This window comes from Pseudomonas fluorescens, from assembly GCF_005938625.1.
GTDB classification, from domain to species: Bacteria; Pseudomonadota; Gammaproteobacteria; order Pseudomonadales; family Pseudomonadaceae; genus Aquipseudomonas; species Aquipseudomonas fluorescens_BD.
Window position 1 is genome coordinate 1 of record NZ_VCNJ01000056.1, and the last position, 15,140, is coordinate 15,140.

Sequence of the window (15,140 nt, forward strand, 5' to 3'; positions counted from 1 at the left end):
TTTTAGAGCCTGAGTTCTACGCGCTATCGCAGGTGGGCGTTGTTCTTTCAATGACACGGCGCCCACCGAGATCTACACTGGTGGGTACGGTCCTGCTCTGCTCGCCGCTCAGCCGATCAGTTCAAAGCGGTATCGCAAGTCGGCAGAGTTCGCCCAATCACCTCGATCAGTCCCCTCTCCCTCCGGGAGAGGGCTAGGGTGAGGGGCTTTTGATCTGGCTTTTGATCTTGCTCTGGCTTCGGCTTTTGATTTTTTGCCCCTTCGGCAGGCCGAGCGGAGGTGTTCATCCGGGGGTTAGGCGCGTAGCGCCGTGCGGCGAAGCCGCATACATCGAGAGGAGGTGCAGCGAAGCAAACCGTAGGCGATGCCCCCGGATGGACACCGTAGCGAGGGAACACTGAGCCTCAGCGAAGTGCCGTACGCCGGGGCAAAGCCTTTTGGGTTACCTTTTCGGCGTTTGGAAAAGGTGACTCGCTGTAAGAGCGAAACCTCCAGCGGCAGCACCCGAAGCAACGGATATGTCCCCAAAACCCAAGGAGCATGGTCGGCCCCAAGGCCGCCAAGGCCGCCAAGACCAACAGGCAAAAAAAAGCCCCGCCAAAGCGGGGCTTTCTCACAAAACATCCAATCAGAAGTCAGCCTTGACCGACATCACGAAGTTACGCGGATCACCATAGAAGTTACCAAACCCTTCGGTACCAATGGTCGAGTAGTAACGCTTGTCAAACAGGTTATTCCCGTTAAGCGCCACCGACCAGGTGTCGTCGATACGATAACCAATGCGACCGTTCCAGACCGCATAACCGGCACCATCAATGTTGTCACCGCCCAAAGGCGAAGTACGGTAGTTGCCAGTCTGCGCGTTGACACCCGCACCGATCGTCACGCGATCCAGCGGCCCGCTCAGGCTGTAGTCACCCCAGACACGCAGCAAGTGACGCGGCACGTAGGAGTTGTAAACCACGCCATCCTGAGTCGCGTCGGCATCTTCCAGCACCTTGGTCTGGGTGTAGGTGTAACCGGCCAGCAATTGCAGGCGATCGATCACTTCACCGCTGACTTCAGCTTCGAAGCCTTGAGCGCGAACCTTGCCGGAGTTGATCGAGCAGGAACTGTCTTCGCAACGCGGGTCATCCTGAGCCGCGTCTTTCTGAATGGTGCGGAACAGGTTGAAGGAGCTGTTCAGACGACCGTCGAACCACTCACCCTTGATCCCCAGCTCGTAGCTCTGGCCAACCAATGGCTTGAGGGTGCTGCCATCGATGGTCTTGTAAGCGCCTTGCGGGGTGAAGATGTCGGTGTAGCTGGCGTAGGCGGTCAGGTTGTCGTTGAGGTCGAACAGCACACCGGCGAACGGCGTGACCTGGCCGGTTTCGGTGGACTTTGTGTCGACCTGGGTGCCTTCGCCACGGAAGTACTGCACAGAGTCCGTGTCGGACTTGTACCAACTGACACGGCTGCCCAGTACCAGGGTCAGCGGATCAGCCAGTTTCAGACGGGCGATCGAGTAGGCGCCGTATTGCTTGATGTGCATGTCCACCGGGCCGCCACGGGAGGCGTTGGCCAGGTAGTAGCTTTCGTCCGGTTGCGGGATGTGGTGGTTGGGGTCCAGCACGTTCTGCCGTTGTGGCAGCGCGGCGACGGCGTAGAAGTCATCCTTGTGCGAACGGCTGGCGTTGGCGCCGATGGTCAGTTCGTGTTGCTGGCCGAAGGCGTCGAATTTGCCATCGACATAGGCATCGAAGCCGTAGTCGCGCTGGTCGTAGTCGTAAATGCTACCCAGCATCAGCGTATTCGAAGACGTGGCACCGACAGGTACCGCGCCGCTCGGGAAGGCGTATTCCATGTCCTGGGTGTTACGCGAGTACACCCCGGCGACCTTCAGCGACCAGTCGTCATTGAACTGGTGTTTCAGGTCGGCGAAGTAGGTGGCGCGTTTGCTGCGCTGGTTGTTCCACGCGGTGTTCAGGCACGTCGAGCGCTTGAGGTGCAGGTCGGAGCCGTCTGCGTAACGCGGCAGGCCGCCCCAGCACGGCGTGGCGTCGACGTCTTCCCAGGCGAAGCCCAGACCCAGGGTGGTGTCGGGGCTGAGGTCGAAGTCCAGAGCGCCGTAGTAGATCTGGTCCTTGCGGCTGGCCACGTCATAGAAATATTGACGGGTCTGTTCGGTGACCACGGCGCGACCACGGATGGTGCCGGAGTCGTTCAATGGGCCGCCGGTGTCGACCTGGCCGCGATAGTTGTCCCACGTCCCAGCCGACAGCGACAGTTGCGTGTGCGCAGTGTCCTGGCCGCGCTTGCGCACGAAGTTGACGCCACCGGCGGTGCCGCCCGCGCCTTTCATCATGCCGGCTGCGCCACGCAGTACTTCCACGCGGTCATAAATGGCCATGTCGCTGTTGAAGCTGTCGGCCTGTACGTAGCTGCTGCCGATATCCAGCGGCACGCCGTCGTACTGGTACTGGCCAGACATGCGGAAGCCACGGGAGTAGAAATACTTGCCGCCCATGGGCGAGTCATACACGGTGATGCCCGGAGTCTTCTCCATCACCTGCTCGATGGTGTTGAGGTTCTGGTCATCGAGCATCTTGCGGGTCATTACCGTGACTGACTGCGGGGTGTCCTTCAGCGAGTGCACGCCCTTGCCAATGGTCACGCCACCGGTGGTGTAGGAATTGCTGCCTTCAGTGGTGGCGCTCAGGCGGTTGGCGTTGACGTTGGTCGGTGCCAGTTCCATCGCGCTGCCGGTGGCAGGGCCGAGGACCGTCACAGTGTTGCCGTCACGCTGGTAGCGGATGCCGGTGCCGTTAAGCATCGCCTTGAGCGACTCATCATCCTGGTAGCGGCCGTTGATTGCGCTGGAGCGCAAACCTTGCAGGCTTTCCGGGCTGTAGATGATTTGCAGGCTGGTCTGCTGGCCAAGGGTTTGCAGCGCTTGGGCCAGTGGCTGCGACGGGATGTTCAGGGTCCATTCCTGGGCCTGGACATACGGCGCTGCTGTAAGAGTCAGAGCCAGACCAAGGCCAGTGCCGGCCAGTCGAGTGCGTGTCGCGCCGTGCATCAGCAGGGCTCGAGTCAGAGGGCGAAGCATGAAACGGGATGCGGACATGAGGTTAAGACCTTGGCAGGTATAGTTGTTAATGGTTCTTATTCATCTCATTAAGACGAGGAAGCCGCGGCAAACCGGAAAATTATTTTTCCGGTCTGGCCGCGGCCTCGTCGATCAAGCGGTTTGCAGTTCGCTCTTGACCTTGCCGGCCTCCATGCGCACCAGTTGATCGGCGACGTCGAAGTAACGGTCATCGTGGGAGATCACGATGATGGTCTTGCCCAGACGTTTGAGGTCAGGCAGCAGCTCGGTGTAGAAAATACGCCGGAAGGTCGGGTCCTGATCGGCCGCCCATTCATCGAACACCAGCACCGGGCGCTCTTCGAGCCAGGCATTGACCAGTGCGAGTCGCTTGCGCTGGCCGGTCGACAGGTCGGTGGTGCTGAACGCGCCGTCACGCACGCTGACCTTGTGCGCGATTTCCAGACGTTCGAGGTAGCGGGTCGCATCCTGCGGAACTTCGCGGTCGCCCTGAATCAGATCGTCGAACAGGTAGTAGTCGGCAAAGATTGTGGTGAAATTCTGCCGGTAGTCATCGCGGTTCAGCGCGGTGATCGGCTGATCGTTGACGCGGATTTCGCCTTCGGTTGGCGCGTACAAACCCAGCAGCAGTTTGATCAAAGTGGTCTTGCCGCAACCGTTTTCACCAACGATAAAGACGATGTCGCCCTGTTCGATGCGCAGGTTCACCGGCCCCAGGCGGAACGGTTCACTGCCTTCCACAGGCGGAAAGGCGTAGCGCACATTGTGCAGTTCCAGGCTGTTGACGGCACCGGGTTTCTTGCCCTGATCCTCCAGCAGCAGGTGCGGTTCCGGCGAGGAGAACTGTTCGCTCAGTTCGGCGATGCGGCGGAAGGCAATCTGCGCACGGCTGATGATCGGCAAGGTGCTGACCAGGTGCTCCAGCGGCCCCTTCATGTACAGCAGCACCAGGACGAATCCGCTCATCACCGCTTTGTCGCCGCTGGGCCAGAAGGATTGCAGGGCCAGGGCCATGCCGATGACCACGAAGAACAGCATCGAACCGAAGGACTTGGCGATGACGAAGGTGTTGATGGATTTGATCTGGGTGTCGCAGATCTTCTCGGCGGTTTTCTGAATCCCGGCGACAAACATACGCTGACGGCGCGGGCGATGAATACGCAGTTCCTTGGCACCCTCGGCAATCGCGTTGTAATGCTTTTGCAGTTCGTCTTCGGAGTCGCGTGCAGCGTAGAAACCGCGCATGCCCTTGGCCCGGGCAATCGCCTGAATGGTCGTGCCGATTGCAATCGCCACCAGCATCATCAGGAACATCGGCCAGGACAGCAGCGCCAGATAGCCGAGGCAGCCGAGGGTGACGGTCATGGAGATCGCCAGCGGGGCAAACGCGAAGGCGAAGTCGCTGATGGTGTCGACGTCATGGGTCAGCACCGGGATCAAGCGGTGGCTGCGATAGCGTTCGATCTGGTCGATCGGCGCCGACAGGACTTTCTCCCCCAGCTCTTTGCGCAATTTGGCGATGATGTGCTGGCCGACGTAGTTGGTGCCGATGTCGGACAAGATCGTCGTCAGCAACGCCAGTGCGCACAAACCGGCGAAAATCATTACCACGGTGCGGGTCAGGCCGTCGTCGGAGTGCAGGGCGTTGTTGATGGTCGCCAGCAGCACGGTGACGCTCAGGCCGCCGATCATGCCGAGCACGATGGACACAGAGACGATCAGGCGGAAGGGCTTGAGCAAGGCGAACAATTCGTTGATCGCCCCACGCGTAGGCTTGGTCATGGAGGATTCCTGCTTCGGTGCGGAGGGAGTGCCGGTACTTAAGGAAAACGAATGGTCACGGACTTTCTTTAAACGACCGCAGGTGGGGCTGCGGTCGTGGCGGGCAGGATCAGAGGTCGCGCACTACGCGAAACCCGAGCCAGTCGCCCTTGCTGGTCGGCCAACTGCTGTTGCGGTTACCGGAACGCGAGAACACTGGCGCCTCGCCCCAGTCGTTGCCACGCATGACCTGGCGCTCGCAGTTTTCCTGGGTCCATGGGCGACCGTCGTTGGGTACGCCGGAGTAATCCTTGTGATAGCAGTCGGCGGTCCATTCGTAGACGTTGCCGTGAGCGTCGTAAACGCCGAAGGCATTCGCCGGGAAGGTGCCAGCAGGGGAGGTGAAGTTGTAACCGTCGGCGGCGCCATAGGTGTTGGCGTGTTTGGAGATCTGGTAGTTGTTGCCTTCATCGAACGGGAAAGGGAAGGGCCCGCTGCTGCCGCCACGTGCGGCGTACTCGCGGATCGATTCGCTTTGCAGGCGATAGGCATGACCGGTTTTTTTCGACAACCAGTCGATGTAGCCCTGGGCTTCGGCGACGTTCATGCACACCGCCGGGTCGCGGGCAGTCTGTTTGAATTCCGGCTTGCCGGCAGTGCAGCGGCGGCCCGGACGATCATCGAAGTCGTAAGGCTTGTTGCCGGTTTCGCGCACATACGCGTCCCACTCGCCGACCAGCACCTGGAAGCGGCTGATGGCGAAGGGTTTGCTGAAGGTCACTGCGTGGCGCGGGCCTTCGTCCGGTTCGCGACCGACTTCGTCATCCGCGGTGCCCATGGTGAAGGTGCCGGTCGGCAAAACGACCATTTCCGGGCAGTCCTTGCAGTCCTTGAACACTTTGCCCGGCGCCGGTGGCGTGGCCGCTTGAGCGGCGCCGGGCAACAGACCGGCGCACAGCACGGTCAGGGCCAGCGCGGGTAGCGCCTTGAAGGTGAAAGAGGCGTGAGGCTTTTTCATGAGTCGTCTCTGTGAAAGGAAAACTGGAGTCGAGGGATCAGGCGCGCCGTTTTTGACCGAGGATGGCCATGAACCGGTCCACTTCGGCTTCGTTGTTGAGCAGGCCGGGCGCCGTGCGAATCACCGGGCCGACGTCGCGGCTGACTGCATCGCAGATCACCCGGTTTTGCATCAGGTAGGCGGCCACTTCATCGCAGTCCTGACCCTTGACCCGGAAAAAAGTGAAGCCGGCAGAAAACTGCGGATCGAGCGGGGTCACCAGCTCGATGTTCGACTGTTCCTGCAAACGATGCTTCAGGTAGCTGTTGAGCTGATGGATGCGCGCCTGAACGTCGGCCTTGCCAAGTTGCAGGTGCAATTTGAACGCTTCGTCCACCGCCCAGCGATGCTCGAAGGCGTGATAACCGCCCGGGGTCATGATCGTGGCGAAAGAAGTGGCTTCGGAGAATGTCGGCACACTCGGGCTGACGTACTTCAGTTCTTCGCTGCGGCTGCAAACAATGCCGGTGCCGCGCGGACCGAACATCCACTTGTGGGTACCGGCGATGAAGAAGTCGCAGTTCATCTGCGGGAAACTCAGGTCGTCGACACCGAAACCGTGCACGCCGTCGACCACGTAAATCAGGCGATCCTTGTCGTCACGTTGACGGTTGTGTTCATCGACCAGCCGCGAGATATCGCTGATCGGCAGTTTCACACCGCTGCCCGAATGCACCCAGGTCATGCCGAGTACGCGGGTCTCAGGGCGAATGTTGCGGTTGATCGTGTCGAGCACCTGATCCAGGGAAATGCTTTGCGGGTTGTCGAACAGCCTGAGTTTGCGCACCCGCGTGCCATCGCGGCGGCTGCGGAAATCGAGAATGTTGCGCGTGGAATAGTGCTCGTGCTCGGTGGTGAGGATTTCCTGATCCGCGCGCACCTGCACGCTGCCATAAATCATCGCCAGGCCTTCGGTGGTGCTGCCGGTGAGAGCGATCTGACCGGGTTTGGCCAGCAGGTATTTACCAGCCCAGACCCGCACGTTCTGCTGCAATTGTTCGTTTGTCCCCAGATCCCAATCCATCGCCAGTCCCGGATTCCGGTCGAGCGTGGCGCGATGGCGTTCGATGGCTTCGCGCACGGGTTTGGGATGGGAGGTGATCAGGAAGTTGGCGAAGTGAATCGCCTGCGGGTCCTGATCGAACAGCTGGCGCAATTGCGTCCATTTGTTCGCAGAAGCCACGGGCGCGGTCGCCGCCATTGCCGGCGCCGCGAGGCTGGCGCCGAACGGCAGGGCGGCCGCGACCACGCCGGCCTGTTTCAGAAAGGTCCGGCGGTCTGTCATGGCTTGGCAGTGTCCTGACGGGAAATCAGCGCCGGTTTCGCGGCTTTCTGTACCTGATCCCAGACGCGCATGAAGTTGCCGCCCCACAGTTTGGCGATGTCCGCTTCGGAGTAGCCGCGCTGGATCAGCTCGGCGGTGACGTTGCGGATTTCGCCAACGTTTTCCCAACCCTTGATGCCGCCGCCGTCGTTGAAGTCGGACGAGATGCCGACATGGTCGATACCGATTTTGCGCACGGTGTAATCGATGGCATCGCCGAGATCCTTGAGGGTCGCTTTTGGTTCTTCTTCAAGGATGCCGTAGAGGCCGCTGGCGTACTGGCCGAGTTTCTGTTCCGACCAGGCCGTGATGATCGGGTCACCCGGCATCAGCGCCATGGCAAGGTTTGGCAATGGCGGCAGATCGAAGCGTGCGCGCAGGGCATTGAGTTTGTCTTGCGTGCCCTGAGTCAGTGGTTTGAGGTACTGCGAGAAGCCGACCACCTGAACCACGCCGCCGCTGTTCTTGATCAGCTGCAATTCCTTGTCGCTGAGGTTGCGCGGAATATCCACTGCCGCACGCGGCGCCGAGTGCGAGGCTACCAACGGTGTGCGGCTTAATTGCGCGACCTGTTCCAGGCCTTTGGTCGACATCTGCGAAACGTCGATGATCACGCCCAGATCATTCAAACGGTGCACCGCTTGCTTGCCGATATCGGAGAGGCCGTCGAGGGCGTCCGGCGAGTCATTGAAGAACGGCAGCGGGCGCGACGAGTCCGCCCAGCTGTTGTTGCCGATGTAGCTGAAGCCGAACATGCGCATGCCGCGCCCGGCCCACAGGTCCAGTTTGCTCAGGTCGTTGCCCAAGGGGTAGGCGTTGAGCATGCTGATGAAAATCGCAAACTTGCCTTCGCCGTGCAGGCGGCGGAAATCATCCGGGGTGTAGGCGATGCCGACCTGATTGGGGAAGTCGCGAACCATGCCGGTGATGATCTTGTAGCGCACTTCCTGCTGGTTGCGGGCTTCTTCGACGAAACCTTCGGTGGGGCGATGCGGGGCATTCGGGCCGTTCCACATTTCCGGCCAGCCGAACACCGTCAGCGCAGCGCCCGACAAGCGCCCGCGATTGGCCTTGATCAGGTCGAACTGGCCGGAGCCGTCCTTGTCGGCTTCGTTGCCGTGGGCGCCGAAACTCAGGGGTACGGTGATGTGGCTGTCGAAGGAGAGAATGCGATCCTGCAATTCGGTCGCCTGTTTCATCACTTTTACCGGATAACCGGGGTTGTCCCGAAACCAGTAATCCCAGGCCAGAAACCCTGCGCCGGCGCTGATCGCCAAGGCCAGCGGCAGGCCGATAAATAGAGCCTTTTTCGAACGCGGTTTTGTCATTGCCATCTCATTCAGGTTCGCCGTCGAGGTGCAGGCGCAGGGGCCTTTGCTATCTGGGAGGAACGAGTGGCCGGACGGGTAATTTAGTCGCGCGCAGGAAAAGCGCTGACGACGCGTAGCGATCTTCTGCCGGGGCCGTAAATTTCCCCGGCGAGCAAACGTTCTAGCTTGGATAAAGCCTGCTTCATGGCTGACACAGGTAGGGCAATGACGATCTCTCGACGCTGGTTCATGGCAGGCATGGCACTCACGGGCGCCGCGCTGCCTGCCGCTTTTTATGCACATCGTGAGCTGACCCGCGAGGAGTTTCCGATCACCCCGGGCGAGGCCACGGTCGATCTGGCCGATACCGCCGGTCAACAGTTAGCGGACAACCTGCGCGGCGTTTGGGATATCCGTTTCAGCGGCGCTGCGGCGGGGCTCGATGGCTTGCCACGCGAAGGCCTGGAGCTGTTTCTCGACATTGCCCACCGGGGTCGCGGCTTGCGCGGGTTTCTCGATACCGGTGCCAATCTGCGTTCAGCAGAACCTGCGCGTTATCAAGTGATTGGCGATCTGGCGCCGGGCAACGGCGCCGAATTGTACTGGCGGCTGACGCGCACCGATGCGCCGCACGCGCCGCCGGTCTACGAATTCAAAGTCAAACTCGACGAAGTCTGGGCGGCATTCGGCAATGCCGGCAGCGGCACGTTCACCGGACAAGTGTTGCGCCTCGATCGGCCGTTGGCTCTGCCTGAGCTGGACAACCATTTCATCGCCATCAAGCGGCGTTTCCCCGAAGCCCGCGAGCGCACCGGTTTGAACCCGACATTGTTGGCGTGGCTGGTGGCGCCGGAACATCGCCTGTTCCACCAGCTCTGGCACGCCAGCCGCGACAAGTGGCACAAGCTCTCGGAGAAAAAACGCGACGCCCTGCGCGGTATTGGCTGGCAACCCGGCCCCCGTGACAAGGAACGCGATGCCCGTGGGCCAAGCAAGGATCGCAATGGTTCAGGCATCGACTTTTTCTTCATGCACCGGCACATGCTCGGCAAGGCCCGTTCGATGCAGGATCTGCCGTCGTGGCAGGCCTTCCCGATGCCGCAGCCGGAGCTGGAGCGTGACCGCCAGGGCTTCGCCCGTTACTTCGACAACCACGACGGCGATGCACTGCCACCCACCTGGCTGACCGAAGGTGACGACGAGTACACCAAGTGGGTCAGCGACATCAAAGCCGCCGAAACTTACCACAGCAATTTCCAGGTCTGGGAGTCGCAATATCGCGACCCACGCTACCTGGCGAAACTCAGCCTCGGCCAGTTCGGCTCGGAAGTCGAACTGGGCCTGCACGACTGGTTGCACATGCGCTGGGCAGCGGTGGCACGGGATCCGTCCAACGACATTCCGGTGCCGATGGCGCGGGATCAGGCGGACTTTTCGGCGCGCTGGTATGCGCCGGAAAACGACTTCCTCGGCGACCCGTTTTCCTCCCATGTGAACCCGGTGTTCTGGCGTTTCCACGGCTGGATCGATGACCGCATCGAAGACTGGTTCCGCGCCCACGAGCGCTTTCACCCGGGCGAAGTCAGCCGGCTGGAGGTCAACGGCGTGCCGTGGTTTGCGCCGGGGCGCTGGGTTGAGGTCGAGGACCCTTGGCTGGGGCCGGACACCCATGGCTGCAGCACCGTCCCAGGGTTGCAAATCGGCCGTTCGGTGGAGATGGATCCGGAGACCATGAAGCTGGCGTTGCGCATCACCTTTGGCGACGAAGACAATATGGCCGACCTGTTCCGCAAAGTGCCGCAGCGGCCGTGGTACGCGCGACATTTGAAAGTGAAAGGCCGGCAACTTTAAGCGCAAAAAAATCGCAGCCCGGTGCTGCGATTTTTTTTGCCCCGAGAATTCAATCAGTCACGACGCGATCCCCATGTAGGAGCTGCCGAAGGCTGCGATCTTTTGATCTTGACTCTTAAAAGCAAGATCAAAAGATCGCAGCCTCGTTGCACTCGACAGCTCCTACAGGAGATGTTGCTGTCAGATAACCTGCCAACCCCCGCCCAGCGCCTTGTACAGGGCAATGCTGGCCTGCAAGCGCGAGAGGCGCAGTTGCACATTCATGTCCTGCGCCGCATACAAGGTACGCTGGGTTTGCAGCACTGTAAGCAAGTCTTCAGCGCCAGCCTGATAACGGCTTTGCGCAATGTCGAACGCGGTCTGCGCCTGACTCAACTCTTCGCTTTGCCACTGACGTTGTTCGTCGAGGCCGCGAATGCTGCTGAGGGCTTTTTCCACATCAGCAAAGCCGTTGATGATCGCCCCGCGATAAGACTCCAGCAGTTCGTCCTGCCGCGCCTTGGCCTTGTCGCGCTCGGCGCTCAGGCGACCGTTGTTGAAGATCGGCGCGGTCAATCCGGAGGACAGGTTGTAGAACGTGGTGCGCATCAGGTCCGCCGCCAGATCGGCGCCGGTGCCAAGGCTGGCGGTCAGGGTGATTTTCGGCAGCATGGCCGCGCGCGCTACGCTGACGTCAGCCTGAGCCGCTGCCAGTTTGGCTTCGGCGCTGGCGATGTCCGGACGCCGGCTCAGCAGATCGCTCGGCACGCCACTGGCGATATTCGGCCACTGCAACTGTTCGAACGACTGTTGCGGTGAAGCCAGTGCCTGCACCGGTTGGCCGAGCAGGGCGGCGAGGGTGATCAAGGCTTCGCGGGCCTGTTGCTGCACCAGCGGCAATTTGCGCTGCTGTTCGGCCACCAGGCTTTTTTGCTGGGCCAGTTCCAGCGCGGTGGCGCTGCCGGCGTCGAAGCGGGTTTGCACCAGATGCAGGACGTTTTGCGCATTGGCCAGATTGAGTTCGGCAATCCGCGCCTGTTCGCGCAACGCCAAGGCTTGGGTGTAGCTGCTGGCCACGCCGCTTTGCAGGGTCAATTCGACGGTGGCACGGTCGAACTCGCTGGCCTGCACCCCGAATACGGCGCTGTCGCGGGCCGCGCGTTTACCGCCCCAGAAGTCGATTTCGTAACTGGCGCTCAACTCGGCATCGTAATAATCCAGCGAGCGATTATCCGGGCTGACGTCCAGTTGGCTATAGCCTTTGCCGTGCAACAGTTTCTGTCGATTGGCATTGAGTCCAGCCTTGATTTCCGGCAGCAGCGGGGCGCCTGCAATCGTCGCACTGGCCTGAGCCTGTCTGACCCGAGCGACGGCGGCACCGAGGTCATGGCTACCCAGTCGCGCCTGTTCGACCAGTCGATCAAGCTCGGGGCTGCCGAACTGCGTCCACCATTGGCGGTTGCTCTGCACGGCGCCGGGCAGGTCAGGCGATTGCCACGCGGCCGGTGGCTGCACGCCGCTGTCGGGGCGCGGCGCAGGGCTGTTGCAGGCCGCCAGCAACAGGCTGGCGGCAAGGATTGTCAATGGCGCTTTCATAGATCGATCATTCACTGGTAAGGGCCGTGACCGGGTCGAGCCGGGCAGCCTTGCGGGCAGGCATGAAGCCGAAGAGGACGCCGGTGACCAGCGCGCAGCCAAAGGCGCCGATCACGGCCAGCCATTGAAACGCGATCGCCACGCCGCTGAACCACAGAACGCCGCCGACCAACATCGCCAGGCTGATGCCGGCAATGCCGCCGACCACCGAGAGCATCACCGCTTCGGTGAGAAACTGGCGCAGGATGTCGCGCTGGCGCGCCCCCGTGGCCATGCGGATACCGATTTCCCGAGTGCGTTCGCGCACCGTCATGAGCATGATATTCATCACACCGATGCCGCCGACCAGCAAGGAGATGGCGGCAATGGCACCGAGCATCAGCGACAGCGTGCCTTGCGTGCGCGCTTCGGCCTGAATCATCGCGGCATTGTTGGTCAGTTCGAAATCCTTTTTACCGTTGTGCCGGCGCAGCATTGCCTGTTCGATCGCCTGCTCGGCGTCTTTGACTTTGCGTGCATCCTTGGCGGCGATCACCACGTACTCAGGATTACGGCTGCCGAACAGGCGCGTGCTGGCTGCCGAGTAGGGCACGGCAATGCGATTGTCGCTGTCGGAATCGCCGGAGCTCGAGCCCTTTTCCGCCAGAACACCGAGCACTTGAAACGGCACGTTTTCGATGAGGATGTACTGGCCGATCGGCTCGGCGACATCCTTGAGCAGCTTGTCGCGCACCTTGGTGCCGATCACGGCGACGGCGGCGGCGCTGTCTTCATCGGCCTGGGTGAAGTAGCTGCCCTGAACCACCGGCCAGTTGAAAATGGTCGGAAAATTGGTGTCGTTGCCACCCACGTAACTGCTGTGGTCGGCATTGCCGAAACGCACGCCAGCGGTCGAGCCGTTGACCGGCATGATGCGTTCCACCTGGGGCAGGACGGCCAGCTCGGCGACGTCGTCGAGGGTGATGATGCCCGGTGGCGTGCGCGGGTTGGGAGCGGCGCCGCTGAGGTAAATGATGTTGGAGCCGAACGCGCCCATTTGTGCCATGACCTGGCGCTTGCTGCCTTCGCCCACCGCCAGCATCACCATCACCGAGGCCACGCCGATGACGATCCCGAGCAGCGTCAGCGCAGTACGAAAACGGTTGATCCACATGACCCGCCACGCCGCTTGCACGGCGTCGACCAGCTCACCTTTCCATGCGCCGGTCTGGGTGCTGCCAGTGCTCAGGCGCTGGCGCAGATCCACCGCTTGCAGTGCGCCGGGGTTGGCGCTGCGGGGCGGGGCTGATGGGTGTTCGGCGGTGTCGCTGATGATCAGCCCGTCACGAATCTCGATGATGCGTTTGGCGCGCTGCGCGACTTCGCGGTCGTGGGTGATGAGAATCACCACATGGCCCTGACTGGCGAGTTCGTCGAGCAGGGTCATGACCTCGGCGCCGCTGTGGCTGTCGAGGGCGCCGGTGGGTTCGTCGGCGAGAATGATGTGGCCGCCGTTCATCAAGGCCCGGGCAATCGACACCCGCTGTTGCTGACCGCCGGAAAGCTGATGCGGGCGGTTGCCGGTGCGGCTGCCCAGGCCGAGCCGCTCTAGCAAGGCGCTGGCCCGGGCGTGCCGTTCGGCGGCCGGAGTACCGGCGTAGATGGCCGGCATCTCGACGTTTTCCTGGGCAGAGCCGGACGGAATCAGGTGATAACCCTGGAACACAAACCCGAACGCTTCGCGGCGCAGCCAGGCCAGTTCATCCGTGTCGAGCTGGGCGACGTCTTCACCGGCAAAACGGTATTCGCCGCTGGTAGGGCGGTCGAGGCAGCCGAGGATATTCATCAATGTCGACTTGCCGGAGCCGGACGCGCCGACGATGGCAACGAACTCGCCGGCATGAATCGACAGATCAATGCCGCGCAACACTTCTACCAGCGGGCTGTCATTGCCGCCGTAGGATTTGCGGATCTGCCGCAGGTCAATCAGTGGGGTTTGCATTCAGCCTCCGCTGCCGGTGGCCGGCGCGCTGAGGATGTGATCGCCTTCGACCAGGCCTTCAAGCACTTGTGTGCGCAAGCGGTCGCTGATGCCGGTGCGCACTTCACGCGCCTGGATTTCGCCGTTGGCGGCGACGATCTGCGCCCGTTGCCATTGCGGCCGTGAGCCGGGTTGCAGGGCGGCGGTGGGTACGGTGAGGGTGTCCTGCGCTTGTTGCGCAACAAAAAACACCTGCGCGGTCATGTCGGTCATCAGGCTGTTGTCGGCGTTGTCGACGTCGAGCAACACGGTGTAGAGCACCACGCGTTCGCTGCCGCTGCGACCGCTGGTGGGGCTGCCACCCTGATTCTGTTCAAGCGGGCGCGGCGGCACCGGCAGAATCTGCCGTACGGTGCTACTCCAGCGCCGGCTGCCGCCGCTGAGTGTGGTGAAGTAGGCGGTCATGCCGGGTTTGACGTGGCCGATATCCGCTTCGGAAACCTCGGCCCATACGGTCATTGGCGAGAGCCGGGCGATGCGCAGGATCAGCGGGGTTTGCTGTTGCGCATTGAGCGTCTGGCCTTCGCGGGCGCCGACGGCGACAACCGTGCCGCTCATCGGTGCATAAATGCGCGTGTAGCCGAGCTCCGCTTCGTCACTGCGCAGGCTGGCCTGAGCCTGACGGATCTGCGCCTGGAACATGTCGATGCGTGCCTGTGTCGCGCGGACTTCGGCGCGGGCCGTCTGCACGTCTTCCTCGCGGGTGGCGCCACCGGCCGCGAGCTTCTGCTGGCGCTGATATTTCTGTTGCGCGAGGTCGTGCTGGGCGCTTTGCTCCTGCAACTGCGCCTTGAGGTTTTCGATGGAAAATCGCCCGGCATCCAGTTTGGCTTTTTGCGTGGACGGATCGATCTCTACCAGTAACTGGCCTTCCTTGACTGTGTCGCCAGCCTCGACATGAATCTTCTGAATCTGCCCGGATGCCTGCGCACCGACATCCACATAACGACGTGGCTGCAACGTGCCCAGTGCGGTCACGCTGTTTTCGATACTGCTGCGGGTCACTTGCACGGTGGCGAGGGTATCTCGCCCGGGCGGCAGGACTTGCCACGCGGCAACGGCGATCACGGGAATCAGACAAAGGGCGGCGAACAGGGCGCGTCGGGCGGGGCGGGGACGTTTCATGCAGGGTTCCGGCCAGTGGGTTCGGC

General features: G+C 61.8%; 9 protein-coding genes. 1 reads left to right on the forward strand and 8 read right to left on the reverse strand.

Features of this window, described 5'->3' with window-relative positions; translation table 11 throughout:
* Positions 1-628 precede the first annotated feature (628 nt).
* The 5 genes from FGA82_RS26725 to pvdM form a co-directional block, all read right to left on the reverse strand.
* Positions 629-3,109, reverse strand: coding sequence for a TonB-dependent siderophore receptor (locus FGA82_RS26725; protein WP_171057365.1), 2,481 nt, complete (start codon positions 3,107-3,109; stop codon positions 629-631).
* Between the two features lie 114 nt (positions 3,110-3,223).
* Positions 3,224-4,873, reverse strand: coding sequence for a cyclic peptide export ABC transporter (locus tag FGA82_RS26730; RefSeq protein WP_095047693.1), 1,650 nt, complete (start codon positions 4,871-4,873; stop codon positions 3,224-3,226).
* A gap of 109 nt (positions 4,874-4,982) precedes the next feature.
* The gene (locus FGA82_RS26735; protein ID WP_141129417.1) at positions 4,983-5,870 is read right to left on the reverse strand and encodes a dihydropyoverdine dehydrogenase; all 888 of its coding nucleotides are present in this window, start codon (positions 5,868-5,870) and stop codon (positions 4,983-4,985) included.
* A gap of 37 nt (positions 5,871-5,907) precedes the next feature.
* A complete protein-coding gene (locus FGA82_RS26740; protein WP_141129418.1) occupies positions 5,908-7,194 on the reverse strand; it encodes an aminotransferase class V-fold PLP-dependent enzyme in 1,287 nt (428 codons plus the stop codon).
* The gene (gene pvdM / locus FGA82_RS26745; protein ID WP_141129419.1) at positions 7,191-8,561 is read right to left on the reverse strand and encodes a pyoverdine-tailoring dipeptidase-like protein PvdM; all 1,371 of its coding nucleotides are present in this window, start codon (positions 8,559-8,561) and stop codon (positions 7,191-7,193) included. The genes FGA82_RS26740 and pvdM overlap by 4 nt, the downstream gene beginning before the upstream one ends.
* Before the next feature lie 207 nt (positions 8,562-8,768).
* On the opposite strand from pvdM, the gene FGA82_RS26750 reads away from it, so the two are divergent.
* A complete protein-coding gene (locus tag FGA82_RS26750) occupies positions 8,769-10,394 on the forward strand; it encodes a pyoverdine maturation tyrosinase PvdP (protein ID WP_141129420.1) in 1,626 nt (541 codons plus the stop codon).
* Positions 10,395-10,574: 180 nt separating this feature from the next.
* On the opposite strand, the gene FGA82_RS26755 is transcribed toward FGA82_RS26750, so the two are convergent.
* From FGA82_RS26755 to FGA82_RS26765, 3 genes are read right to left on the reverse strand one after another with little or no spacing between them, the layout of a single operon-like run.
* A complete protein-coding gene (locus FGA82_RS26755) occupies positions 10,575-11,969 on the reverse strand; it encodes an efflux transporter outer membrane subunit (RefSeq protein ID WP_141129421.1) in 1,395 nt (464 codons plus the stop codon).
* A gap of 7 nt (positions 11,970-11,976) precedes the next feature.
* Positions 11,977-13,950, reverse strand: a complete 1,974-nt coding sequence (locus tag FGA82_RS26760) for a MacB family efflux pump subunit (RefSeq protein WP_141129422.1) — start codon at positions 13,948-13,950, stop codon at positions 11,977-11,979.
* Positions 13,951-15,114, reverse strand: a complete 1,164-nt coding sequence (locus FGA82_RS26765) for an efflux RND transporter periplasmic adaptor subunit (RefSeq protein ID WP_141129423.1) — start codon at positions 15,112-15,114, stop codon at positions 13,951-13,953.
* Positions 15,115-15,140: the final 26 nt, after the last annotated feature.

Excerpts from the sequence above, each read along its gene's own strand:
- FGA82_RS26725 (WP_171057365.1), bottom strand. The coding sequence starts at position 3,109 with ATGTCCGCATCCCGTTTCATGCTTCGCCCTCTGACTCGAGCCCTGCTG.
- FGA82_RS26730 (WP_095047693.1), bottom strand. The coding sequence starts at position 4,873 with ATGACCAAGCCTACGCGTGGGGCGATCAACGAATTGTTCGCCTTGCTC.
- FGA82_RS26735 (WP_141129417.1), bottom strand. The coding sequence starts at position 5,870 with ATGAAAAAGCCTCACGCCTCTTTCACCTTCAAGGCGCTACCCGCGCTG.
- FGA82_RS26740 (WP_141129418.1), bottom strand. The coding sequence starts at position 7,194 with ATGACAGACCGCCGGACCTTTCTGAAACAGGCCGGCGTGGTCGCGGCC.
- pvdM (WP_141129419.1), bottom strand. The coding sequence starts at position 8,561 with ATGACAAAACCGCGTTCGAAAAAGGCTCTATTTATCGGCCTGCCGCTG.
- FGA82_RS26750 (WP_141129420.1), top strand. The coding sequence starts at position 8,769 with ATGACGATCTCTCGACGCTGGTTCATGGCAGGCATGGCACTCACGGGC.
- FGA82_RS26755 (WP_141129421.1), bottom strand. The coding sequence starts at position 11,969 with ATGAAAGCGCCATTGACAATCCTTGCCGCCAGCCTGTTGCTGGCGGCC.
- FGA82_RS26760 (WP_141129422.1), bottom strand. The coding sequence starts at position 13,950 with ATGCAAACCCCACTGATTGACCTGCGGCAGATCCGCAAATCCTACGGC.
- FGA82_RS26765 (WP_141129423.1), bottom strand. The coding sequence starts at position 15,114 with ATGAAACGTCCCCGCCCCGCCCGACGCGCCCTGTTCGCCGCCCTTTGT.